This is a genomic window from Lentibacillus jeotgali (assembly GCF_000224785.1).
Classification (GTDB): domain Bacteria; phylum Bacillota; class Bacilli; order Bacillales; family Amphibacillaceae; genus Lentibacillus; species Lentibacillus jeotgali.
Genome location: NZ_AGAV01000005.1, coordinates 208,260 through 230,803, shown reverse-complemented (window position 1 = coordinate 230,803; position 22,544 = coordinate 208,260). Strand labels below are relative to the sequence as shown.

Below are 22,544 nucleotides of genomic sequence, written 5' to 3'. Positions count from 1 at the left end.
TTAAAAGGAAAGTCAACAAGATTTTTAAAGTAATTAAGCCTTCAAATGAAATTTTGTCAGGAGAAATCATTAGCAGCCTTGTATCAAGGCTATTGGAGATTCATACAGGCAGACCGAAAACAATGCACAAGACTGAACGCCCTGTTTCTTAACGACATTACCTTGCCTTGCCTGCAATAGCATATTTAAATACCCCGAGACTGGTTTACGCGGTATTGACGCTGATATACACCGGCGCCTTTTGTACCAATTCTGACCGGCGAAAGAATTCCTTTTTCAGTCAAGTAATTGAGTATAGCGGCCAGATCAAGCTCATACGGTTTAACGCTGGGGTTCTGTTTGATTTCTTCATATGACAAGACATTATTTTTTGTTTCCATAATATCAAGTAAATGCTTCGCTGAAACTTTTGCTTTTCTGCTGATGGCAAAATCTGCAGCAAGTATCATTAATTGTACACGTTTGGCTATCTCTTCATGGCTTTCGATTAATTCATCATATAATTTGTAGACCTCGGGATCAATTTTCCTTACCTGATTCCACAATGTCACTTCCGGGTAATACCCTTTTTCAATAACCGCAAGCCTTGCCAAATAATGAAGTGAATGCACCATTCGGGTGAAAGCATCTTTATACTGTTCCGACATGTAAAGATCTTTAACCTCTGTATAGCTTTTGACCAATTTTCCGAACTCCATTGCTTTCCTCAAATCTCTTTTTTCAAACGGAAAACTTCTTAATTGTTTTTTCAGCCCCGAAACATACTCATTCCGGTCAAAAATCGCTTTTCCTGCTACGATCCACTCAATGGCTTTCCGGTATCCGTTTGTATCAATCCACCGTCTGAGTAAATCGTCGGTTATGGTATGCATCACAGCTGTATTGCCATTATATAATTCATAGTGCTTTTCGCGCCAATTAATTTCGGAATTGCCGACAATATTAAGCAAAATCACATCAAAATTGTCTGTGATCGGACTGTCCGGCGTTTTTCTTTCGATTAAAATAATGCCCAATGTATTTGGGTTGCTCGCACGCTCCTGATAAATCGGCCGCAATAAATCCTCCATCATCTAAATCCTCCATTATCTTGAGTACTATATATAATTCGTTATGAATTTGTGAAATCCTTTTTCTGAACCTCAAATTCCTGTAAAATATGCTATACTGGCACTGTAGACAACAAGGAGGACTATTCATGGCAGATAAATTGGTTTATTCCAGTAAAATAAATAAAATACGTTCTTTTGCCCTGATACTGATTTTTGTCGGATTTGCTGTAATGTACGGCGGGATCCTTTCCAAAAAAATTGAGTGGCTGATGCTGACGTTGTTTTTGCTCGGTGTCATGTTCATTCTGTTAAGCTGTGTTGTTTACTTCTGGATTGGCATGCTCTCAACAAAAGCCGTTCCGATCATTTGTCCAAGCTGCGAAAAGCCGACAAAAATGCTTGGAAAAGTCGATGCCTGCATGCATTGCAAGCAACCGCTGACACTTGATAAAGATCTAGAAGGCTTTGAATTCGATGAAAGATACAATAAGCGCAAATTTCGGAATGCAGCAAAAGCCAAAATAAAAGATGATCAATAAAAAAATCCAGTCTGTACAGACTGGATTTTTTATACCATTCAAAATTAATGCTTCTGCGTTTCCATCTGCTGGCATTCCTCACACTTACCATAGATCTCCATCCGGTGATGACTGACGTCAAAACCTGTTACCTGTTCAGCCAACGATTCAACTTCATCCAAAGTCGGGTAATGGAAGTCCACGATCTTGCCACATTCTTCGCAGATAATATGGTAATGTTCACTTGAGTTAAAATCAAAACGGCTTGATGAGTCACCGTAAGTCAATTCCCGCACAAGCCCGATTTTCCGCAAAACACGTAAATTGTTATAAACCGTTGCAACACTCATGTTTGGGAACTTCCCTTCAAGGGCTTTATATATGTCATCGGCTGTCGGGTGAACCATTGAGTTGAGAAGGTACTCAAGAACCGCATGACGTTGTGGTGTTATGCGAACGCCAGAGTCTCTGAGTGTATCAATTGCTTCCTGCAATTTATTATCAGACACCGTCATGCACCCCACTTTCAATATTTATGCAATTCTAAGCTATATTATTATATTATAATTCTTATAATTAAAGTTTACTCGTTAACCCTTTATCCTGTCAATAAAAGTATATTTCCAACTTGTTCACATTATTAATTAAATGTTTTTAAGTTAGATATCTGCCTTAAGCGGGATTTCTTCCCCCCCAGGGACTGATTGACATACCTTGCCGCCACAAATAGAAAATCTGACAGCCTGTTCAGGTAGGATATAACCAGCGGTTCTGTTCATTCAAGGCGATCGCCGTTCGCTCCGCACGCCTCAACTGTTTGTGCGGCGTGAAGCGCACTTGAAGCAGAATGACCTGACGGCAGAATAAAGTTGTGCAGCATTTCCAGGTGTTTATCCCAAGCATTCATCTGCTTCTCAAGTTCATCGATATGTTCCTGCTTCAGTTTCTAGGCTACTTCCCTGTCTGTCGGAATCGCAAGTTTTGCCCCCACGTGGAACAAAATCGTTTGGCTGCGCTGCATTTGTTCCATAAGTACATCCTTTTCCACCCGATCTTCCTTATCAAGGAAGCTGGGTGCACGTCCAATCATCGAATTGGCCTCGTCACATGTGCCATATGCCTCCACATGAAGATCACTTTTCGGCACACGCTCGCCATAAATTAAAGACGTATTTCCTTTGTCGCCTTTTCTCGTATAAATGCGCATCTTTAATACCCCCTTGTTATATCCATTTTATTCACATATTCCGATCCGCCATCTATATACGTTTGCAGATTCTCTTCAAAAATCTCAAGCGCCCGCCGTTGGTAAAACGGGGAGACACCTGATAAGTGCGGCGTTACAGTCACATTCTCTTCCTGCCAAAAAGGGTGGTTTTCCGGAAGCGGTTCTTCTTCAAAGACATCCAATATTGCGTGAGCCAGTTCACCTTCGCGGATCGCTTTTAAGATTGCTTTTTCTCGCACAGCTTCCCCCCGGCCCATGTTTAAAAAAACGGCGTTATCCGGCATCTTCCGGAATTGATCATATGTAAAAAAATCTTTTGTTTCCGATGTGCTCGGAAGAACCGAAACAACATAGTCCGCCTCAGGCAGCAAAACCTCAAGGTCATCCTGTTTGACGATCCTGTCAAAGTATTCCACGGGTTGCCCGCTTCTGGACACACCATAAACATTCATCCGAAATGCTTTGGCAAGCCTCGCCACTTCCTGTCCAATAGATCCTGTCCCGGCTATAAGCATCGTTTTATCCGTCATTTCCTGCATGCGTACAGAACGATCCCATTTATTCGCCTTTTCATTTTCCATCAATTGCTTGGCCTGGCGGTTGACTTGCAGCAGCATGGAAATCGCATATTCCGCCATCGGATATTTATGTATACCCCTTGCATTTGTTACCATAATATTCTGTTCACTGATTGCTCTAAACGGCAATTTATCAATACCAGCCGACAGTACCATAATCCATTTCAGCTGTGAGGCCTGACCGATCAATTCAGCGGTAAGGTCTTCGCCGAATGTCATAAGGATTTCCGCCTTATCTATATGCTGTCTGGCTTCATCCATGTCCCTGCAAAAAATAAATGTTGAATCGGGATAGCTTTCACGAAGCCTAGTCCGGTGTTTTTCTGAAATTTTTGCTGATGATAGGATGTTCAAGTAAATCCCCCCTGCTGTTTCTTATGTTCATCTTAACCGTATTCATCTGAAATTTCCATCTTCACAGGCAATTACAACCCCTAAAATAAATAAAGCGGGGCGGTTCATTTAATGTGAACTGCCCCGCTTTTTTGTTAACTGGCTTCCCGTAAGTATTTAAGCGCTTCTTCCACATGGCCTTCCACTTTCACCTTGCGGAATTCCTTTTGCAGCTTGCCTTCTTTGTCGATAATGAAAGTAGAACGCTCAATCCCATCATTCCATACACCGTAGTCTTCTGCTGTTTTGTGATCCACATCCGCCAGCAGCATAAATGGCAGGTCATGTTTGTCAATAAACTTCTGATGGCTTTCGATCGGATCCGGGCTGATACCTATAATAACCGCATCCAAGTCACTGAATTTTCCCTTGTTATCACGGAAGTCACACGCTTCATTTGTGCAGCCAGGTGTCATATCTTTTGGATAAAAATAGAGGACAACATTCTGACCTTTATAGTCCGACAGGCTGACTTGTTCACCGTCCTGATTTTGCAATGTAAAATCAGGTGCTTGTTTACCCGCTTCTGCACGCATCGATATTCCTCCTTAGAAGTTGTCGATTGTGTGTTAAATAAGAAGGATATTCCCAACTTTTGAACATCCCAACATGTTCACTATACCATATCCTTTTTTCTGTCTCTATTATCCTGATTGTTCTGTACAAGTTTTAATACAAAAGCAGTTGGCAAAACATACCCGATCAGCGCCTGCACAAGTGCGATAAGCCTGCCGATTCCAATCGGTGTAATGTCACCATAACCAATTGTCAGCAGGGTGACACCGCTGAAGTAAAATGAATGGATTAACGAACCGACAACGTTCACCTCACGAAGCTCCCCATCTTCAACCAACAAAATATGATTCATTGACAACACAAAATAGATTAGCCCGAAACCTAATATGACAATCAGATAGATAATCAGTAATGTATAAAAAAGTTCACCTGAAAAACGGCTGTCGCGCATCTGCATATGACCGCGAAATAGTCCGCCTCTGATAAACTCAATAATGCTGATTGTGATGACAATGATAATACCAATAATTACAATCCAGGAAATGATATCCATAGAATCCCCCGCTCTACTCTCAGCATATGCTTATCCACCTGCTGAATTGCCATTTATTTTTCCTTATCAATCCAATCGGGTATAATCAGAGTTGGATTAATGTAATCATTTTTTGGGAGGCATTATCAATGAACTTTTCAACATCACAAGCATTACACAACGAAGCGCTCGAACTTATTGTCGGTGGCGTGAATTCCCCGTCACGTGCCTATAAAGGAGTCGGAGGCGGCACACCAGTTTACATGGAACGAGGAAAAGGCGCCTATTTCTGGGATGTCGATGGCAACAAATATATTGATTATCTGGGGGCGTACGGGCCAATCATCACCGGCCACGGACACCCGCATATCGCTGAGGCGATTAAACATGCAGCCAGCAACGGGGTTTTGTATGGTACTCCGACAAAATTAGAAAATACGTTTGCCAGAAAATTGAAAGAAGCCATCTCTTCTTTGGAAAAAGTCCGGTTCACCAATTCGGGCACGGAAGCAGTCATGACCACAGTCCGGGTTGCCCGTGCTTATACCGGGCGAAATAAAGTCATTAAATTTTCCGGAAGTTATCACGGCCATTTTGATTCGGTTCTCGTTGAGGCAGGGTCCGGTCCGGCGACACTGGGAACGCCTGACTCTGCAGGGATTCCACAGTCGGTTGCTGAAGATGTGATTACCGTCCCGTTTAATGACCTGGAAACATTCCGGCAAGCAATGAACCGCTGGAGTGACGAGGTCGCAGCCGTACTTGTTGAACCGATTGTCGGCAACTTTGGTATTGTCGAACCGAATGATGGCTTCCTGCAAGGCGTGAATGAGATCACACATAACGCGGGTGCACTGGTCATCTATGATGAAGTGATTACTGCATTTCGGTTCACATACGGCAGCACTCAGCAGATTTATGGCATCGAACCCGATATGACTGCCATGGGCAAAATCATCGGCGGCGGTCTGCCAATCGGCGCATACGGCGGACGTAAAGATATCATGGAACAAGTTGCACCGCTCGGCCCTGCATATCAGGCCGGAACGATGGCAGGAAATCCCGCCTCAATGGCATCAGGAATTGCGTGTCTGGAAGTGCTCGCAGAAGACGGGGTTTACGAAAAACTGGATTGGCTCGGTGAACGTCTCGAAAAGGGCATTTTGGCAAAAGCAAACGAAGCAGAAATACCAATTTCCGTGAACAGGGTTTGCGGCGCACTTACTGTTTATTTTGGTGGTGACAGCGTCGGGAATTATGAGCAGGCTGAAGCCAGTGATGGCGACGCCTTTGCCCGGTTCTTCCACCTAATGCTTAAGCAGGGGATTAATTTGGCCCCGTCCAAGTTTGAAGCGTGGTTTTTGACAACCGAGCATACTAAGGCAGACATCGACGCAACGATTGAAGCTGCCGGAAAAGCCTTTGCTGCTTTGGCAGAAGATTAGGACCGTTAAAACCACATGAAGGCTAGTTCTTAACAGCCCTCTTTCCCCTATAATCGAAATCAATCATGAAAAAGGGGCATGATCTCAGGATTTTTCTGAAATCATGCCTCTTTTTATAGTTTAGATACGATTATAGAAGTAAGGAATACTATACAGGGTTAAGCTCCATCCAAATTTTGCACCTGATACAGATCGTAATAATGACCTTTTTGTGCCATCAGTTCACTGTGTGATCCAACTTCTTTAATTTCGCCATCCTCAATATGGACAATCCGATCTGCGTGAGTGATTGTAGCCAGACGATGTGCGACAATAAATGTCGTCCGATCGGAAGCAAGGCGTTCCATCGCTTCCTGAATAATATGCTCACTTTCCAGATCAAGTGCTGATGTGGCTTCATCGAAAATCAGGATTGGCGGGTTTTTCAAAAACACCCTGGCAATGGCAATACGCTGCTTCTGACCACCGGATAGTTTGACACCTCGCTCGCCAACCATCGTATCGTAGCCCTCATGCAATTCTTGAATAAAATCATGGGCATTCGCTGCTTTGGCAGCCTCGACCACTTCTTCATCAGTGGCATCGGGATTGCCCATTCGGATATTCATGGCGATTGATTCGCTGAATAATATATTATCCTGCAAAACCATGCCAATATTATCACGCAATGAGCGGGCTTTCACATCTCGAATGTCGGTTCCATCCACTTTGATTGAACCACCCGTCACATCATAAAAGCGCGGTATCAGACTGATCAATGTTGACTTACCACCGCCACTCATACCGACAAACGCGATGGTTTCGCCGCTTTTCACATTAAGGGTGACATCCCGTAAGACTTGCGTTTCTTCATCCTCATACTTAAAAGAGACATGATCAATATCGATATCTCCATCAACACGGTCAATTTTTTTGGCATCTGGATTATCAACAATATCATACGATTCATTCATTAATTCAAATACCCGGTCAATCGAGGCAATCGACTGTGTCAGGACTGTGGAAGAGCTGATTAGACGGCGCAGCGGACTATACACCCGTTCCATATAACCGGAAAAGGCAACCATGGTACCGACCGTTACATTCCCCTGTATTACCTGATAGCCGGCAAACGCAATGACCAACAATGGCGCCAGATCAGTAATGGTGTTCATGACGGCAAATGTTTTGGCATTCCAGTCTGTATGGTTAAGCGCTTTGTGCAAAAAGTTGGCATTTCGTGAAGCAAATTGTCCCTGCTCATAGTCTTCCAGCGCGAAACTTCGTGTGACCGGAATACCCTGGACACGTTCATGCAAATGCCCTTGTACTTCAGCAAGCGATTGCGAACGCTCCCGTGTCAGTCTTCTGAGTCTTCCATAGAAAAATTTGACGCAAAATCCGAATATCGGGAACAAAATAATGGCGACAATTGTCAGGCCGACATCCATTGTCAGCATAATACCAATAGCGATTAAAATGGTGATCATATCTAACCAGATATTCATGAGGCCCGTCACCACAAAATTTTTCGTTTGTTCGACATCATGTATTACCCGGGAAATAATTTCCCCGGTTTTTGTCTGAGAATAAAATTTCAGGCTCAGCTTTTGGATGTGGTCAAACAGTTTATCCCTGACATCATACAGGATAGTGTTCCCCACCCATTGCGCCAAATATTGTCGAAAGTATTCAATCGGCGGACGCAAAAGAAGAAAGATGACAAATGCGCTCCCCATCAGCCAGAACAGCTGCTCCAGCTTGGCTGAATCTGCCATATCCTCCGCATTGATGATATTGTCAATTACATACTTTAAAATCAATGGAATGAGGAGGGGAATTCCGAACTTCATAATTCCGACGAAAACCGTTATGACAATTTTCCATTTGTATGGTTTGACGAATTGTAAATACTGTTTAATACTGCTCATAACTTCGCATCCTTATAAATCATATAATAACTGCCTTCCCGACGCTGTTGTTAAACTTGGCTTATAGCCAAGCTTTAATGGCGGAAACCTTAGTTACCAAAGAAAAGCCCTTGCTACATTGGTAACAAGGTTCGGTCACTTTTACGCTCATTAAATTATAAATCCATTCGGTAATGTTAATCAATTATTTGGATTCATTATTGATACGTTAGATACCGTTCATACCATTGATCTATGAACTCCCCTGAAAATGGACCTTTTCGTTGTCTGATCCAGTCTGTCAGATAGTCAATATTCCGGTACAGAATACGATCCATCGCACTCGGATAATTCATTTGAGCCTTATGTTCTTCATACTCGTCCTCATCCAGCAAATCAAACGTCATATCAGGATATACTTTAATATCGAGATCATAATCAATGTATTTCAGGCCTTCACGATCAAATACGAAGGGCGAGCTGATGTTGCAATAATAATAAATACCATCATTGCGGAGCATCCCAATAATGTTAAACCAGTACTCTGAATGGAAATAACAAATTGCAGGTTCCCGTGTTATCCAGGACCGGCCATCGCTTTCTTTCACTTTTGTTTTATCATTGGCACCAATGACAATCATTTCAGTCCCCTTCAGTACAAGCGTGTTTTCCCATACACGATGCAGCTGGCCATTATGTTTGAAGCTATGTATTTCTATGGTTGATCCTGATTTTGGACCGGGCATCCTATCTCTCCTAACCCATTTATGATAACGGCAGCGGCTTATCCCCTTAACGGGGTTTTTAAAACCTTTATTCTTTCATTATAAATTCAACAGAGAAATTTACAAAGGAAAAGAAAACAGCATTAAAAAGAGCTCCCAAGGAAGGGAGCTCTTTAAAATCGGTGTGACTGCGTTATTTTTTGTTTTGTTGCGATTTTTGGTTTTTCTGTCTTACTGATTGAGCGTCTGTTTCAGATGCAAACTCAGTTCCGAACTGACCTTGTCCTTGTTGTGCCTGCTGGTTTTGCTTTTTTACTTTTTGTACGTTGGTACCAGCAGATGTTTGGTTTGGCTGTTGTTTTTTAGCCATCAATATCACCTCCGCAGTTATTACTTTTTCCATTTCGGACACTGTTATCCGTTTTAACTGCAGTTAAAAACAGCATACTGAGGCATAAAATGGAAAAGGCATAATTTTGCGGCTGCCCATCAGGTTATATATCGTGTCATTTTTTGATGCGAGACAGGAAAAGGATATGTCTCCAATTCATCACGGCTTACGAATCGCACACGATCATCTTCCGTCTCTTTACGTGATGTTTTCGCTGCGACAATTTCCAACTGCCAGATAATATGTGAAAAAACATGCTTGAGATCACCCTGTTTATCTGACAGTTCAACGTCGATTCCATATTCCATTTCAAACCAGTTCACCACGTGGTCATTGCCGATTTCAGCCACCGGTACCATCGGAAACTGCCACAAATTGGCCAGAAGACCATTTTCCGGGCGTTTTTCAATCAAATACTCGTCATTTTCGTTACGGATTAACAGAACTGTATAGGGAATTTTTTTTTGTTTTTTCGCTTTTGATTTGACGGGAAGTTCCCGTTCTGTCCCTTCCTGAAACGCACGACAGTGGTCCTGGACTGGACAAAACATGCACATCGGTTCTTTAGGCATACAAACCAATGCTCCCAGCTCCATAATCCCCTGATTGAACGAAGATGGGTCATCATATGATATCAGCTCCCTGGCATAACCTTCAAATTGCTTTTTGACCTTTGGCTGAGCAATATCATCTTCTATTTTCAACACACGCGAAAGAACCCGCATGACATTGCCATCAACCGCAGGCTCCGGCTGATCAAACGCAATCGATAAAATCGCACCTTTTGTGTATGGTCCAATGCCTTTAAGTTTCCCTAATTGCTTTGAATCATCAGGCACTTCTCCGCCATATGACGCTTCAACTTCCCGGGCTGCGTTTTGCAGGTTGCGTACACGGGAATAATAACCCAGACCCTCCCACGTTTTTAGAACATCCTGCTCATCTGCATATGCTAAATCATGCAGCGTTGGATATTTTGAAATAAACCGTTGAAAATAAGGAATAACAGTATCAACCTGAGTCTGCTGCAGCATAATTTCTGAAACCCAGACCTTGTATGGGTCCCGATCTTGCCGCCACGGCAGATTACGCTTGTTAGTCTGATACCAGCCGATTAATTTTTCCTGGAAACCATGAATGTCGAAATTCTGTAATATTCTAGTCATTTTACTACACCCTTTATGTTACAATTAAAAAAGAACAGGCTGTCACTAATAACTTTAGGAAATTATTGCATTCGGATTTGCCACTTTAAGTTCTTTTATAACTATAAGCCGTAAGATTTGCTTTAGGCAATGATTTTTAATAAAAAGAGTAAATGGACGTCTTCAAATAAAATCAGTAAGCATATAACTGAAAAACAATCAACATGAATCCTGCCGAGGAGGAATTCAACTTATGGATACAGGCACCCATATCGTTATGGGGGTTGCAATCGGCGGACTGGCCACGCTGGATCCCGCTGTGCAAAATGATCCTGCTTTATTCAGTGCTGTACTGGCCGGGACCGTTATCGGCTCACATGCGCCTGATTTCGATACCGTTTTAAAATTACGAAATAATGCTGTTTATATACGACATCACCGTGGAGCGACACACTCGATTCCCGCTGTGATCATGTGGGGAGTCCTGATAGCAAGCATCATTCATATGATTGTCCCGGACATCAGTTTCTGGCACCTATATGCCTGGACGGCACTGGCGGTTGTTATCCATGTGCTCGTTGATATTCCAAATGCATACGGGACACAAGCTTATCGGCCATTTTCAAATAAATGGGTCGCACATGGAGTCATTAATACGTTCGATCCGTATATATTTCTGCTTCATATCGGCGGAATTGTCGCCTGGCTCCTTGGGGCCGCTCCGGGATATACGTTTCTGATCATTTATGCCGTTATTGCACTCTATTATGTGAAGCGGTACATGGATAAACGGGAGATTGTCCGGAAGATCAAGGATTTTTACCCGAATACCGAACAAATTGCGACCTCTCCGACCATTAAACACAATCAGTGGCGCGTTGCCATTACAACAACAGATTACTTTTATGTAGGATCAGTAATCGATGGTCATATTGATATTGTCGATCAATTCGAGAAAATCCCTTTGCCGGACAATAAACTTTTTAATTTGGCTATACAGGATAAAAACGTTGCTGCATTCTTATCGTTTTCTCCGGTTTACCGCTGGGAAGTGCATGACTTCGATGACTTTACCGAGGTTCGATTCGTTGATCTGCGGTACCGGTCAAATGAGCGCTACCCTTTTGTGGCTGTCGTTCAAATCGATGATAGTATGCGGATTATGAACTCTTATACAGGCTGGATTTTTTCCGAACAGAAACTTCAAAACAAACTTGAAGTTGGCGACAACCCGGTCTGAAGGAATAAATGATACTGATATGAAGAGGCTGGGACAAAAGTGCTTTTATCAAACAAAAATTCGACTAGCGTAAATGGTTAGTGCAGATACCCGCTTCGGGGGTCTCACCGATGCCTTTCCTTCCGCAGGAGTGTACGTATATTTCCTCCGCTCAATCTCAGTATTATTCGTCTTTAAAGTCGATAATTTTAGTTCTTTCCCAGCCTCTTTTTCATTGCTGTTACTAAGTTTATTGTTACTTTAGTAGTTCGTAGGAGCGGAAGACAGCAATTATTCCTTGACCTTATCCCCCAGCAGTGAAATCGGAAGTGCTTCTTCCTTCTCATTTACCTCATTCAATAAATTAAGACGATGCCCCCAGGCAAACACCCCATTTATATAATTAATTTTGAATTTATAGCCCGGATCACCTTTTAATTCGTGGACATCCCGTGGTGAAAAGTCATCCGGATTGATCATATAAGCAATGGCGACCTGCATTTTGCGCTCGTTAATGGCCACTTCGCTGATATTTCCAAGCTGTTCAGCCTTCTGTGCTTTTTCCTTCAGCCGGCCAACCTCTTCACGTAGCTGCTCGACTGTATAATCACTATATCGGTAATCCATTGTTTGATGCTCCCTTCTCTATCACTATACACTTTACCAATAGTTCAGGAAAATGAATACGCTCAAACGCAAAAAGACGCACCCGGCTTCTCCCATAAATGCGTCATTGCGGAATATCCCTTTGCCATCCGGCTCATTATGATTTTCTAAAGTTTCCTAACACTTCACTGGTTTCACTAATGCTGACGAACGCTTTCGGATCGACATTTTTAATAAGTGACTTGACCAGTGCCAGTTCATAGCGCGTAATAACAGTATAAAGCACTTTATTTTCATTATTGGTATAGGCTCCATAACCATTCATGACGGTAATGCCCCTGATAAGATTACCAATAAGTTCATTTTTAAGCTCTTCCCCTTTAGTTGTTACCACCATTAAACTCAATTTTATATGACGGGTATGAACTCGGTCGATGACGACGCCGGTAATGTAAATCGAAGCCATCGTCAAGATTGCCAAATTCCAGGAAAAAACAAATCCAGATATAAACACAACAATACTATTGATACTAAAAATTAGTATGCCAAGCGGAATATCTTGTTTTTGAGTGACAACAAGGCCAATGATATCAGCACCTCCAGTGGACCCATTAAATCGTACAATGAAGCCAATAGCGATACCGGTAATGATGCCACCAAACACTGCAGATAAAAGCGCATCATCGGTTATTTTTAAAACCGGGATATACTGCATCGAAACAGAAGTGATGAAAACAGACAAAACGCTGTTCCATATAAACCCCCTTCCTAACCTCATCAAGCCGATAATGAAGACAGGAATGTTTAAAATAACGAGCCAAATACCTGAGTTTATTGGTGAAAGCAGCCCAAAAATCATAGCAAGACCTGTCACGCCGCCTGATAATACTTCGTGAGGAAGCAAAAACATATTAAAAGCAAATCCTAAAACTATAGAAGCTGCAAACAGAACTGCATATTTATATACATGATACATTGACATCACCCTCCAAAAGGCTTGAACAGAATCGGGCATTTACGGACAATTATCCACTAAGAACAAAGGCACAAGCACCCGTTTACCGACGTACGGACTGCGCTCAGTGCTGCTAGTGAGTCGGCGCTATATTTTATACTTGTCCTCATAAAAACACCTAGTGAATTTTAGGGGTCGTGTCACTAAAAGTCAATATTTTTTTTAACATCGTTATTTAACTATTTTATTGACACAGTCTAGGAGCAAGTCAGTCTACTCCGGTGTCATTCAGAAATAGTATAATTGCAGCAGGTTATGGTATCCTTGTGTTAAAGTCATTTTAGAAGAGTATGCCATGCCAAGGGATTACTTACGACTGAAGAAATTTGGAGGAGATAAAGCATGTCTACGGTTGCAATTACAGGAGCAGGAAGCGGTCTTGGCCGTGCGCTTGCACTGAAATATGCCAAAAATGATTATAAAGTATTTTTACTTGGACGGAATGATACAAAACTTCATCTGGTTCAAAAAGAAATTCAGCAAAATAGCGGACAGGCGGAGGTAATCCTTTGTGATGTTCAGGAGCCTGCATCAGTCAGCATTGCCTTTCAGCAAATCGGCGAACTCGATGTGTTCATCAACAATGCAGGAGTTGGAATCTTTGGCCCGCTGGAAAATTACTCTGTGAGTGATATCGACAAAACACTCCACACCAATGTCAAAGGAACCATCCTGAGTGTCCAGTGCGCGCTTCCGCTGATCCGTCAAAATAACGGGCGAATTTTAACGATCATTTCCACTGCCGGGCTGCGCGGGAAAGTGCATGAGTCAATCTACTGTGCAAGTAAGTTTGCGGTGAAAGGTTTTACAGAAAGTCTGCAAAAAGAATGGGAAAATGAGCCAGTTACGATAACACCTGTTTACATGGGCGGCATGAACACGCCTTTCTGGGATGATTCATCACATGTGGAAGACTCGTCTGTACTGAAAGGCCCTGAAGTAGTGGCCAAGCAGATTTTTAATGAAGATGACGGCCGGGGTGAAATTGTTATTGACCGGTAGTCGATGCCTGGGAATTTTCATGGCTATCTATTAAAAATCTAGTCTCTGACATTCTGATCCAAAAACGCATTAATCAGATCAATTGTGAAGCCTTTGCGATACAAGGCTTCTTTTACTTTCTGCTCAAGCTCCAAGCCACTGTGTTTCTGCTGCTGTTTACGCAGAGCTTTTTCGCCCTGCTTGACAAGTGCTTCCCATTCGGCATCATCGTCTTTTTCTTCCTGCAGTTCTGCGGTAACTTCCCTGACAACATCACTGGCAAAGCCTTTTTGCATCAGTGTTCCCTGCAGCTGCTGAACCTGCTGGCGAAATGACTTTTTACTGCTTGAACCAAGCTTTTTCCTGGCCAGCTTTGCTGCTTTTTCGAATTGAATATCGAATGTATACATGGCAATCGCTTCACCGGCAATTGGATCATCCACACCTTTTTGCAAAAGCTCCTGTTTGACGAGCAGCGGGCCTTTGCTTGATGTATGTAGGCGTGTCCGGACGAAGCTGTGCGCAAATTGCTTGTCATCAATCAGACGCTCGGCTTTAAGTTTGTCCATGATTTGAGCGATATGTTCCTCATCAGCTTCTTTCTGGACAAGGTAATCGCGAATTTCCTTTTTCGTGCGCATTCGATAGCTTAAAAAATTGATCGCAAGGGTATATGATTTATGTAACGTATCTTTCTGGACAAGCGCTATTATGGTCGCATCATCGAGATCTAAATGTTTACGCAGCCGATACTCAACCAATATCGCCTCATCGACACTGAACCCATACTTTTCACCATTGCCGTCATCCAGAAAAATATTAAAGCGGTCTTTATGTTTCTTTTGTGTGGTGATTCGAGTAATTTTCGCCAACACGTCTCCCCCCTCTGTCAAAAATATTATATCATGAAAAATACCAGGAAAATCAGCATACTAAAAGAATTATTTGAAATAAACTATAAAGATTGGAGTGAGTAAGATGAATATCATGATCACCGGCGGAACCGGCTTTGTCGGTAGAAATCTAGTCAAGGCATTAACTGAAAAGGGGCATTTCATTTACATATTGACACGCTCACCCGAGAGGTATACAGACACAACAAATAACGTATTCATCGGCTATGACCATCCCGTTAAAGACCTGCCGGCAATCAATAAGGTCATCAATCTGGCCGGGGATTCGCTGTTCGGCTATTGGACAAAAAAGAAAAAAACCGTTATTCGCACCAGCCGGATTGAGACGACACAAAAGGTTATCCAGATGATGGGACAAATGGAACAAAAGCCGGACGTCTTCATCAGCGGCTCGGCAGTCGGTTTTTATGGTACCTCGGAGGACCTCATCTTCACGGAAAACACCTCAAAGCCCGGAGATGATTTTCTGGCAGATGTTGTGACAGAATGGGAACAGACAGCCAAACAGGCGGAACAGCTTGGCATCCGTACCGTGTTCAGCCGATTTGGTGTCATACTCGGACAACAAGGTGCTCTTTCCCTGATGAAACTGCCGGTTAAAATGTTTGCCGGTGGCAGGATAGGAAACGGTGAACAGTGGGTCTCCTGGGTACACATAGAGGATGTCGTCGGTATGATAGAATTTTGTATGTTTAACGAACATATCAGAGGTCCCGTCAATGTAACCGCACCAAATCCGAAACGGAATAAAGATTTTACCAGGATCCTTGCTGATGTCTTAAACCGTCCCTTTTGGCTTCCTGTTCCAGCAATGATGGTCCGGACGATTATCGGTGAGATGAGTTTGTTAATCGCAAAAGGGCAATATGTTCTTCCGCAAAAAGCTCAGGATTACCGCTATTCATTTTCTTTTCCATACCTGAAAGAGGCATTAAGAGAGACTGAGCGGCAGTGATTTGTTTCTCGCGTATATTTGTATGGATTTGGGGCATCCTAGCATTGAAGTGAGGGATTACTTATGCCAAAAAAACCAATTGAACAAGAAAGATTTTTATCCAAGGCACAGGAGGTTCTTTATCAAAAAGAATTCAGGAAGGCTGACCGTGCGTATAGCCGACTGTCTCAAAGAGGAAATCGCAGTTGATCGTGCGGTTTCCTCTTTGTTATCCACGACAGTGTTAGTTGAACCGAATCGGGCATTCAGGGACAGTTAACCGTCGTCGTTTGGCGGGATTACTGACCATTAGATGCGGGGGTAAATTTGTGGAATCCCGGCACAAAAGGATTGCCTATTCACATGCAGTCAGTGGATAACTCTTAGAACAAATGTGGATAATGTGCACAAATCTGTTGATTACTTTCTCACAGCCAATCATCATGTTGGTAATTCTGTGGATGATTGTGTATAACTATACTGAAAAACTTTAACCGGTATTTGTCAAAAGTGCAGCAAATACCGGCTTTTTTATTGATTTAGGCAAAACTTTTTTGCGGTATACTCCGTAAGAATACGATATCCGATGGAATTGAATCAGGTTCTATGATCGAACTCCGTGAAAAATATCAGACCGCTAAAATCGAGCTCGGTTTTGAAGGGGATTTGGATAAATTTCAGGAAAAGATAATTTCCCTGCCTGCTGTTACTGACTGCTATATTGAACGAGATCTTCTGCATATTGCCGGCGAGGATCTGTCTGCAGCACGGCGTGAGATTTTGGCAGCTGCTGCAGCTGGAGCATGGCCGGTGACATCTTTTGCCGTTAACCGTGCGTCACTGGAGGATATGTTCATGAAGGCGGTGAATAGCTGATGCAATGGTGGACACTTTTTCAAAAAGAACTTATTGAAAACATACGAAACGTAAAATGGATCTGGGTGCCGCTAATCATGATACTGATAGCAATTATGGATCCGCTCACTAATTACTACCTGCCGCAAATTATTGAAGCTACTGGCGGGATGCCTGATGGTGCTGAAATTCAGCTGCCGGATTACCAGCCGAGTGATGTTGTCATGATGAGTATTGGTCAATTCAACACAATTGGCGTCCTGATCATGGCACTCATTTCAATGGGGACTATTGCCGGCGAACGCAAAAATGGCGTCTCAGAACGTCAAGCCTGTTTCCTATATGAACTATATTACCGCCAAATGGGCATCATTTGCACTTCTGATACTGATCAGTTTCTCACTCGGAATGCTTGCCAGCTGGTATTATATCAATTTATTATTCGGTGAGTTATCATTCGGAACTCTACTGCTGGTATTGTTTTTTTACGGCTTATGGCTGCTGCTGGTCGTATCACTATCGATTTTTTATAATACATTATTCAAGACACCCGGTCTTGTCGCATTCCTTACCATTGCAACAGTTATACTAATGGGACTGGGGACCACAATATTTTCCCATGTTCTCGAATGGAGTCCTAATCGTATTTCCAACTATATTCAGCAAATGATTGTTACCGGGAATGTGCCGTCTGATTTAATCGGTGCAGCCATTGTTACGGTCATCATGATTGTACTCTTGATAGTCGCTTCAGTATTTACACTCAGGAAAAAGAAATAAGGATATAGCTATGTTAATTATATAACCAGCCATGTAACTTATTATGAGTTTGTCAATAATTTTTTGAAAAGTACTAACAAGAAACATAGTGCAGTTTTGAAGTAAAAAGCCCCGCACCTAATAAAGTGCGGAACTTATTTAGTCTTCCCCTATTTTTTTATCCTCTGATTTTGGGAGACGACCTGCTTTTTTTGCTGATTCACGCAACAAAAATTCCACATGACTGTTGACGCTTCGAAATTCATCTTTCGCCCAGATTTGTAGGATCTCATATAGTTTCGGATCGATCCTTAACGGGAAATTTTTCTTTTGAGCCATCGAATCCCTTCTTTTATTGATAAAGTGACCCCGTGTTGACAACTGGCTGTGTCCCATTGTCGGAAACAATCGAGACCATCAGATTATTGACCATAGTTGCACGACGCTCTTCGTCTAATTCCAGCACGCCATCCTTCTCCAGCTGAGCAATGGCGTCCTCAACCATTCCCACAGCACCTTCCACGATTTGTTTTCTGGCTGCAATAATTGCACTTGCCTGCTGGCGCTGCAGCATCGCTTGGGCCACTTCGGTGGAATAAGCAAGGTGCGTCAGTCGTGTTTCCAACACTTCTACTCCGGCAACCGTCAGCCGTTCCTGAAGATCCTTTGCCAACTCCTTCGATACTTCTTCCGCATTTCCGCGTAGTGTCATTTCATCATCCGTAAACGTATCGTACGGATATTGCGTAGCGACGGCACGAATGGCTGTTTCACTCTGGATTTCCACGTACTTTTCATAACGGTCCACTTCAAAAACTGCTTTTGCGGCATCGACCACTTTAAACACAACCACAGCTGCAATTTCTATCGGATTACCGTTGACATCGTTCACTTTCAGTCGGCTGCTGTTAAAGTTTCTGACACGCAATGATACCATCCGTCTCATTGAGAATGGAACGGTAACAGCAATCCCTTCTTTTCGGATGCCTCCCATATATTTCCCAAGAAAAATGACAACTGCTGCCTGATTCGGCTGAACAACTGTAATACCGCTTCCAAGCACAATTGCAACGATCAGAGCAATACCTCCAATAATAAACTGCCCCTCATAAAAGCTCATGATCGTCACCGCAACCAGTATTGCGATTGCAAGTATTCCGACATACCCATTCATCATCCACGCGTCTTTTTCACGAATCACCTGGACATTCACACCTTCCCCTATTTTATTGACTTTATATTATTATGATATCACAATTGTTTATTTTTGTAAATTATTTATCCAGCCTCCAAGTTGCTTGTCGGACTTTTCTCATTAAAAATGACGAATCCCTTTCCATCCGTCCGAACGGTGACATCACCGAACATTGCCGTCGGATAAATTGCTGTATTGACTTTGTGGAGATTTTCCATGACGCGGTCAACCGGATGCCCGTAATCATTTTTTTGACCATATGTCAGTATGGCGGCGTTTGGACTGACAGCCTGTACAAACTTCAATGATGTACTGGTGTTTGACCCGTGGTGGGCTACTTTTAATATTTCCGAATCCAGATTATGCTGTTTCATCAATCGCTTTTCCTGTTCTTTTTCAACATCACTCATCAGCAGAAAATCCACCTCGTTAAATGTCATTTTCAGAACAATAGAAGATTCATTATTTGTCCGCGAGCCGTTATGGGTATTCAAAATCTTCACTTTTAATAAAGGATCAATTTTCAACAGATCATTCCGCTCGGCAATTTCGATTGGAATTTGCCGTTTTAGAACCTGACTGATGTACCTGGCGTACGTTGTGGTTGAATGAATCTTACCGGTATCCACGATTCTGCCCACTTCAACAGATTTCAAAACTTCAACCAGACCGCCAATATGATCGATGTCCGGGTGGGTCGCAATCACTAAATCAAGCTTATCCACATTTTGCTTTTCGAGAAATGCCACAACCTTTTTTCCTGCTCCGGGCGGTCCGCCATCGATCAGAACGTTTTTATCAGAAGGCGTTTGGACGAGGATACTATCCCCCTGACCGACATCTATGAAATGAACATCCATATCCGACTGCTGCTCAGCGAAAGCTGCTGGTGTATTTATAAAAATAAACATGATGAAAAGTGTGGTCCATATACTGATTTGCCGCTGCATCATAAACATCCTTTTATACGTGAGTGCTTATAGTTTTTGTGAATTCGCGTTACTATTATGCGACATGATCGGTGAAAATATTAGCTTCGGATGAAGCCGATTTGATGTTTTAGTGTGCAGTGGAACAAGTTTTTCAATGCGGCGCCATGCTTTGGTTCTCCAGAACATGTTCAGTTCTCCCGCACATATGAAAATGCCATTCCCTTTCTGCTGAAGTCCTCTTACCGCATAAATCCCGGACAGAAAAAAAGCCGCTGACTCTGGTCAGCGGCTTTTTCTTTTCTATTACAATGTTTATTCTGTTTTTCCAACAACAATTTCGCCGTCCTTGACATCTACATTGACAGCCTCGATTGATTCTTCTTCCAGAACCAAATCTGTAAGCTGATCTTCAATTTTGTCCTGGATGACGCGGCGCAATGGACGTGCACCAAAGCGTGGGTCATATCCAAGTTGGACAAGCTCATGTTTCGCTTCGTCCGTAACTGAAATAGAGATGTCACTTTCTTCAATTGTTTCTTCCAGTTCTGCCAACATCAGATCTACAATTTGCAGAAGGCTTTCTTCAGCCAGTTCATTGAATGTGATGATGCTGTCAAAACGGTTCAGAAACTCAGGTTTGAAATAATCACTTAAGTTTTCCAGGGTTTGAACCGATTCATGTTCATCCCGGTTGAAACCGACATTAATTTGTTTTTCACCGGTTCCAGCGTTACTTGTCATGATGATAACCGTATCTTTAAAGCTCACAGTACGACCGTGAGAATCGGTCAATTGACCATCTTCCATAATTTGCAGGAACATGTTCTGAACATCAGGGTGTGCTTTTTCAATTTCATCCAGCAGAAGGATGGAATAAGGGTTGCGGCGCACTTTTTCAGTCAGCTGTCCTGCTTCTTCATGTCCAACATATCCTGGTGGTGAACCGATAATCTTAGAAGTGGCATGTTTCTCCATATATTCACTCATATCAAGCCGAATCAGACTGTCACGTGAACCGAACAGTTCTTCGGCAAGTGCTTTTGTCAGTTCGGTTTTACCGACACCGGTTGGTCCGACAAACAGGAAGGATCCGATTGGACGATATTTGGATTTCAGTCCTGCACGGCTGCGGCGAACGGCTTTGGCAACTTTTTGTACCGCTTCGTCCTGGCCGATGACTTTCTCACCGAGATTTTTGCCCAGATCACGCATTTTTTCCTGTTCATCTGTTTGCAGTTTGGTTACCGGGATACCGGTTTTTTCTTCCACGATCAATTGAATATCGGAAATATCCACATCGGTGACCTGCTCTTCATCTTTTGCTTTGTCCAGTTGTTTTTGAAGCTGAATTTCCTGATAGCGCAGGTGTGCTGCTTCTTCATAATCTTCCTTCTCAGCGGCAGCTTCTTTTTCACGGACAATTTCATCCAGACGGCTTTGAATTGAATCCGAGTCCTTTTCTGCGTTGTCGAGATTTAGACGTGAGCCGACTTCGTCCATCAGGTCAATCGCTTTGTCCGGCAAGAAGCGATCCTGGATATAGCGTTGTGACAATGTGACGAACGCGCGAATCGCTTCATCGGAGTAACGGACTTCATGGAATTTTTCATAACGGTCTTTGATGCCATCCAGGATCTTAACAGCGTCTTCCAATGATGGCTCCTGAACCATTATTGGTTGAAAACGACGTTCCAAAGCAGCGTCTTTCTCAATTTGACGATACTCATTAAGCGTTGTTGCGCCGATTAATTGCAATTCACCGCGTGCCAACGCGGGTTTCAAAATGTTACCGGCGTCCATTTGTGAACTTTCAGCAGTGCCTGCTCCTACAAGCAGATGGATTTCGTCAACGAACAGAATGACGTTTTGACGTTCCTGTAATTCTTGTACGAGTTGTTTCATGCGTTCTTCAAACTGACCGCGCATGCTCGTATTGGCAACAAGTGATGCGACATCCAACAGGTAAATTTCTTTATCCATCAGTTTGGCCGGCACTTTGCCTTCCGTAATTTTCAACGCTAGTCCTTCTGCAATCGCGGTTTTACCAACACCAGCTTCACCTATTAGAACCGGATTGTTCTTGTTCCGGCGGTTCAGGGTTTCAATGGTGCGTTTCACTTCATTGTCACGTCCAATAATCGGATCAACTAGTCCGGCACGGGCTGCATTTGTCACGTTTTTGCCGAGCTGATCAAGTAAGCCATTATTTCCGGCACCTTGCTGTGTTGTTGTGCCTGTGAAACCTTGACCTTGCTGACCATTTCCCTGGAAAAATTTGTTGGCAAAATCTCCTTGCTGACCTTGACCATTGTCACCGTTCATCATGCTTCCCTGAATTTCACGGAAACATTGATTACATAGATGCATATTCATACGTTCATTGTTTATTTGCATTGCGACGTTAATTGATGCTGGACGAATACCACAATTTTGACATTGCATCATGTGATTCCTCCTTGATTGATATCAAATATATTATTAAAAGGTTTGACTTTGACTTTCTTTGACCTTTGATTCTTATTATACTCTGACCTTCTTTGACTTTCAAGTGTTTTTGATCAATTTTCTTGGAAAAATTATTTACTCATTTGAGGGCGTGCGTGCTGAGGTAAACACACTTTTTAATACTAATCTCCAACGCTTTGATCAAACAATTAAAGGACTTCACTATTACTATTAACGTCAAAAGGGCTGCTCTAAACATCGAGCAGCCCTTGGCGAA

At 42.8% G+C, this 22,544-nt stretch carries 25 protein-coding genes and 1 pseudogene; 9 read left to right on the top strand and 17 right to left on the bottom strand.

Translation table 11 applies throughout. The annotated features are described in order from the left end of the window. Positions 1 to 185: 185 nt before the first annotated feature. Positions 186 to 1,073: a nucleotidyltransferase-like protein gene (locus tag ON01_RS03865; RefSeq protein ID WP_342632875.1), complete on the bottom strand. Its 888-nt coding sequence runs from the start codon at positions 1,071 to 1,073 to the stop codon at positions 186 to 188. Between the two features lie 125 nt (positions 1,074 to 1,198). Between ON01_RS03865 and ON01_RS03860 the strand changes: the two genes are divergently transcribed. Continuing rightward, positions 1,199 to 1,591: a YgzB family protein gene (locus ON01_RS03860; protein ID WP_010529696.1), complete on the top strand. Its 393-nt coding sequence runs from the start codon at positions 1,199 to 1,201 to the stop codon at positions 1,589 to 1,591. Between the two features lie 44 nt (positions 1,592 to 1,635). Here the strand turns inward: ON01_RS03860 and perR are convergent, their stop codons facing one another. The 5 genes and pseudogenes from perR to ON01_RS03835 all read right to left on the bottom strand — a co-directional run bounded on the left by perR (position 1,636) and on the right by ON01_RS03835 (position 4,838). Further along, a complete protein-coding gene (gene perR, locus ON01_RS03855; protein WP_040912224.1) occupies positions 1,636 to 2,085 on the bottom strand; it encodes a peroxide-responsive transcriptional repressor PerR in 450 nt (149 codons plus the stop codon). Between the two features lie 125 nt (positions 2,086 to 2,210). Beyond that, positions 2,211 to 2,777, bottom strand: a pseudogene (locus tag ON01_RS03850) (cob(I)yrinic acid a,c-diamide adenosyltransferase). 2 nt (positions 2,778 to 2,779) lie between these two features. Continuing rightward, positions 2,780 to 3,730 carry a D-2-hydroxyacid dehydrogenase gene (locus tag ON01_RS03845; RefSeq protein ID WP_010529692.1) on the bottom strand — a complete coding sequence of 317 codons (951 nt, stop codon included), beginning with the start codon at positions 3,728 to 3,730 and terminating at the stop codon, positions 2,780 to 2,782. Between the two features lie 134 nt (positions 3,731 to 3,864). Then, complete coding sequence (bcp, locus tag ON01_RS03840; RefSeq protein WP_010529691.1) at positions 3,865 to 4,305, bottom strand: thioredoxin-dependent thiol peroxidase; 441 nt, start codon at positions 4,303 to 4,305, stop codon at positions 3,865 to 3,867. An 80-nt stretch (positions 4,306 to 4,385) separates the two neighbouring features. Further along, complete coding sequence (locus tag ON01_RS03835; RefSeq protein ID WP_010529690.1) at positions 4,386 to 4,838, bottom strand: potassium channel family protein; 453 nt, start codon at positions 4,836 to 4,838, stop codon at positions 4,386 to 4,388. 128 nt (positions 4,839 to 4,966) lie between these two features. On the opposite strand from ON01_RS03835, the gene ON01_RS03830 reads away from it, so the two are divergent. Beyond that, on the top strand, positions 4,967 to 6,262 hold the full coding sequence (locus ON01_RS03830; protein ID WP_010529689.1) for a glutamate-1-semialdehyde 2,1-aminomutase: 1,296 nt from the start codon (positions 4,967 to 4,969) through the stop codon (positions 6,260 to 6,262). A 158-nt stretch (positions 6,263 to 6,420) separates the two neighbouring features. Here the strand turns inward: ON01_RS03830 and ON01_RS03825 are convergent, their stop codons facing one another. The 4 genes from ON01_RS03825 to mutY all read right to left on the bottom strand — a co-directional run bounded on the left by ON01_RS03825 (position 6,421) and on the right by mutY (position 10,433). After that, positions 6,421 to 8,172: an ABC transporter ATP-binding protein gene (locus ON01_RS03825; RefSeq protein ID WP_010529688.1), complete on the bottom strand. Its 1,752-nt coding sequence runs from the start codon at positions 8,170 to 8,172 to the stop codon at positions 6,421 to 6,423. A 197-nt stretch (positions 8,173 to 8,369) separates the two neighbouring features. Then, positions 8,370 to 8,897, bottom strand: a complete 528-nt coding sequence (gene ntdP / locus ON01_RS03820; protein ID WP_010529687.1) for a nucleoside tri-diphosphate phosphatase — start codon at positions 8,895 to 8,897, stop codon at positions 8,370 to 8,372. A 172-nt stretch (positions 8,898 to 9,069) separates the two neighbouring features. After that, positions 9,070 to 9,246, bottom strand: coding sequence for a gamma-type small acid-soluble spore protein (locus ON01_RS03815; RefSeq protein ID WP_010529686.1), 177 nt, complete (start codon positions 9,244 to 9,246; stop codon positions 9,070 to 9,072). A gap of 119 nt (positions 9,247 to 9,365) precedes the next feature. Continuing rightward, complete coding sequence (gene mutY / locus ON01_RS03810; RefSeq protein WP_010529685.1) at positions 9,366 to 10,433, bottom strand: A/G-specific adenine glycosylase; 1,068 nt, start codon at positions 10,431 to 10,433, stop codon at positions 9,366 to 9,368. A 232-nt stretch (positions 10,434 to 10,665) separates the two neighbouring features. On the opposite strand from mutY, the gene ON01_RS03805 reads away from it, so the two are divergent. Continuing rightward, positions 10,666 to 11,652 (top strand): metal-dependent hydrolase, encoded by a 987-nt coding sequence (locus ON01_RS03805; RefSeq protein ID WP_010529684.1) that lies wholly within the window; start codon positions 10,666 to 10,668, stop codon positions 11,650 to 11,652. A 270-nt stretch (positions 11,653 to 11,922) separates the two neighbouring features. Here the strand turns inward: ON01_RS03805 and ON01_RS03800 are convergent, their stop codons facing one another. Together ON01_RS03800 and ON01_RS03795 are read right to left on the bottom strand one after the other, a co-directional pair. After that, positions 11,923 to 12,258, bottom strand: a complete 336-nt coding sequence (locus tag ON01_RS03800; protein WP_010529683.1) for a YfhH family protein — start codon at positions 12,256 to 12,258, stop codon at positions 11,923 to 11,925. A gap of 136 nt (positions 12,259 to 12,394) precedes the next feature. Continuing rightward, positions 12,395 to 13,213 carry a YitT family protein gene (locus ON01_RS03795; RefSeq protein ID WP_010529682.1) on the bottom strand — a complete coding sequence of 273 codons (819 nt, stop codon included), beginning with the start codon at positions 13,211 to 13,213 and terminating at the stop codon, positions 12,395 to 12,397. 381 nt (positions 13,214 to 13,594) lie between these two features. Here ON01_RS03795 and ON01_RS03790 point away from each other — a divergent pair, with 381 nt between their 5' ends. After that, positions 13,595 to 14,254 carry an SDR family NAD(P)-dependent oxidoreductase gene (locus tag ON01_RS03790; RefSeq protein WP_010529681.1) on the top strand — a complete coding sequence of 220 codons (660 nt, stop codon included), beginning with the start codon at positions 13,595 to 13,597 and terminating at the stop codon, positions 14,252 to 14,254. A 38-nt stretch (positions 14,255 to 14,292) separates the two neighbouring features. Here ON01_RS03790 and recX read toward each other — a convergent pair whose 3' ends face one another. Beyond that, positions 14,293 to 15,105, bottom strand: a complete 813-nt coding sequence (gene recX, locus ON01_RS03785; RefSeq protein WP_010529680.1) for a recombination regulator RecX — start codon at positions 15,103 to 15,105, stop codon at positions 14,293 to 14,295. A gap of 106 nt (positions 15,106 to 15,211) precedes the next feature. Here recX and ON01_RS03780 point away from each other — a divergent pair, with 106 nt between their 5' ends. The 5 genes from ON01_RS03780 (at position 15,212) to ON01_RS19820 (ending at position 17,716) form a co-directional block, all read left to right on the top strand. Next, positions 15,212 to 16,102, top strand: a complete 891-nt coding sequence (locus ON01_RS03780) for a TIGR01777 family oxidoreductase (RefSeq protein ID WP_010529679.1) — start codon at positions 15,212 to 15,214, stop codon at positions 16,100 to 16,102. A 63-nt stretch (positions 16,103 to 16,165) separates the two neighbouring features. Continuing rightward, complete coding sequence (locus ON01_RS20175; RefSeq protein WP_083838340.1) at positions 16,166 to 16,291, top strand: YfhE family protein; 126 nt, start codon at positions 16,166 to 16,168, stop codon at positions 16,289 to 16,291. 396 nt (positions 16,292 to 16,687) lie between these two features. Then, the gene (locus tag ON01_RS03775; RefSeq protein WP_010529678.1) at positions 16,688 to 16,957 is read left to right on the top strand and encodes an ATP-binding protein DrrA1-3 family domain-containing protein; all 270 of its coding nucleotides are present in this window, start codon (positions 16,688 to 16,690) and stop codon (positions 16,955 to 16,957) included. Next, positions 16,957 to 17,385: an ABC transporter permease gene (locus tag ON01_RS19825; RefSeq protein ID WP_245544973.1), complete on the top strand. Its 429-nt coding sequence runs from the start codon at positions 16,957 to 16,959 to the stop codon at positions 17,383 to 17,385. The genes ON01_RS03775 and ON01_RS19825 overlap by 1 nt, the downstream gene beginning before the upstream one ends. Beyond that, positions 17,279 to 17,716 (top strand): hypothetical protein, encoded by a 438-nt coding sequence (locus ON01_RS19820; protein WP_245544972.1) that lies wholly within the window; start codon positions 17,279 to 17,281, stop codon positions 17,714 to 17,716. Before ON01_RS19825 ends, ON01_RS19820 begins: the two co-directional genes overlap by 107 nt. A gap of 138 nt (positions 17,717 to 17,854) precedes the next feature. Here the strand turns inward: ON01_RS19820 and ON01_RS03765 are convergent, their stop codons facing one another. The 4 genes from ON01_RS03765 to ON01_RS03750 all read right to left on the bottom strand — a co-directional run bounded on the left by ON01_RS03765 (position 17,855) and on the right by ON01_RS03750 (position 22,264). Continuing rightward, positions 17,855 to 18,034: a type II toxin-antitoxin system antitoxin gene (locus ON01_RS03765; protein ID WP_010529677.1), complete on the bottom strand. Its 180-nt coding sequence runs from the start codon at positions 18,032 to 18,034 to the stop codon at positions 17,855 to 17,857. Between the two features lie 13 nt (positions 18,035 to 18,047). Further along, on the bottom strand, positions 18,048 to 18,893 hold the full coding sequence (locus ON01_RS03760; protein ID WP_029328976.1) for an SPFH domain-containing protein: 846 nt from the start codon (positions 18,891 to 18,893) through the stop codon (positions 18,048 to 18,050). Between the two features lie 80 nt (positions 18,894 to 18,973). Beyond that, the gene (locus ON01_RS03755) at positions 18,974 to 19,840 is read right to left on the bottom strand and encodes a ComEC/Rec2 family competence protein (protein ID WP_010529675.1); all 867 of its coding nucleotides are present in this window, start codon (positions 19,838 to 19,840) and stop codon (positions 18,974 to 18,976) included. A 294-nt stretch (positions 19,841 to 20,134) separates the two neighbouring features. Beyond that, entirely contained in the window at positions 20,135 to 22,264 is a 2,130-nt protein-coding gene (locus tag ON01_RS03750) for an ATP-dependent Clp protease ATP-binding subunit (RefSeq protein WP_010529674.1), read from the bottom strand. Positions 22,265 to 22,544 lie beyond the last annotated feature (280 nt).

What these genes read in the sequence shown, in the direction of transcription:
- ON01_RS03865 (WP_342632875.1), bottom strand. Translation starts at nt 1,073, where the DNA reads ATGATGGAGGATTTATTGCGGCCGATTTATCAGGAGCGTGCGAGCAAC.
- ON01_RS03860 (WP_010529696.1), top strand. Translation starts at nt 1,199, where the DNA reads ATGGCAGATAAATTGGTTTATTCCAGTAAAATAAATAAAATACGTTCT.
- perR (WP_040912224.1), bottom strand. Translation starts at nt 2,085, where the DNA reads ATGACGGTGTCTGATAATAAATTGCAGGAAGCAATTGATACACTCAGA.
- bcp (WP_010529691.1), bottom strand. Translation starts at nt 4,305, where the DNA reads ATGCGTGCAGAAGCGGGTAAACAAGCACCTGATTTTACATTGCAAAAT.
- ON01_RS03835 (WP_010529690.1), bottom strand. Translation starts at nt 4,838, where the DNA reads ATGGATATCATTTCCTGGATTGTAATTATTGGTATTATCATTGTCATC.
- ON01_RS03830 (WP_010529689.1), top strand. Translation starts at nt 4,967, where the DNA reads ATGAACTTTTCAACATCACAAGCATTACACAACGAAGCGCTCGAACTT.
- ON01_RS03825 (WP_010529688.1), bottom strand. Translation starts at nt 8,172, where the DNA reads ATGAGCAGTATTAAACAGTATTTACAATTCGTCAAACCATACAAATGG.
- ntdP (WP_010529687.1), bottom strand. Translation starts at nt 8,897, where the DNA reads ATGCCCGGTCCAAAATCAGGATCAACCATAGAAATACATAGCTTCAAA.
- ON01_RS03815 (WP_010529686.1), bottom strand. Translation starts at nt 9,246, where the DNA reads ATGGCTAAAAAACAACAGCCAAACCAAACATCTGCTGGTACCAACGTA.
- mutY (WP_010529685.1), bottom strand. Translation starts at nt 10,433, where the DNA reads ATGACTAGAATATTACAGAATTTCGACATTCATGGTTTCCAGGAAAAA.
- ON01_RS03805 (WP_010529684.1), top strand. Translation starts at nt 10,666, where the DNA reads ATGGATACAGGCACCCATATCGTTATGGGGGTTGCAATCGGCGGACTG.
- ON01_RS03800 (WP_010529683.1), bottom strand. Translation starts at nt 12,258, where the DNA reads ATGGATTACCGATATAGTGATTATACAGTCGAGCAGCTACGTGAAGAG.
- ON01_RS03795 (WP_010529682.1), bottom strand. Translation starts at nt 13,213, where the DNA reads ATGTATCATGTATATAAATATGCAGTTCTGTTTGCAGCTTCTATAGTT.
- ON01_RS03790 (WP_010529681.1), top strand. Translation starts at nt 13,595, where the DNA reads ATGTCTACGGTTGCAATTACAGGAGCAGGAAGCGGTCTTGGCCGTGCG.
- ON01_RS03780 (WP_010529679.1), top strand. Translation starts at nt 15,212, where the DNA reads ATGAATATCATGATCACCGGCGGAACCGGCTTTGTCGGTAGAAATCTA.
- ON01_RS20175 (WP_083838340.1), top strand. Translation starts at nt 16,166, where the DNA reads ATGCCAAAAAAACCAATTGAACAAGAAAGATTTTTATCCAAGGCACAG.
- ON01_RS03775 (WP_010529678.1), top strand. Translation starts at nt 16,688, where the DNA reads ATGATCGAACTCCGTGAAAAATATCAGACCGCTAAAATCGAGCTCGGT.
- ON01_RS19825 (WP_245544973.1), top strand. Translation starts at nt 16,957, where the DNA reads ATGCAATGGTGGACACTTTTTCAAAAAGAACTTATTGAAAACATACGA.
- ON01_RS19820 (WP_245544972.1), top strand. Translation starts at nt 17,279, where the DNA reads ATGAACTATATTACCGCCAAATGGGCATCATTTGCACTTCTGATACTG.
- ON01_RS03765 (WP_010529677.1), bottom strand. Translation starts at nt 18,034, where the DNA reads ATGGCTCAAAAGAAAAATTTCCCGTTAAGGATCGATCCGAAACTATAT.
- ON01_RS03755 (WP_010529675.1), bottom strand. Translation starts at nt 19,840, where the DNA reads ATGCAGCGGCAAATCAGTATATGGACCACACTTTTCATCATGTTTATT.
- ON01_RS03750 (WP_010529674.1), bottom strand. Translation starts at nt 22,264, where the DNA reads ATGCAATGTCAAAATTGTGGTATTCGTCCAGCATCAATTAACGTCGCA.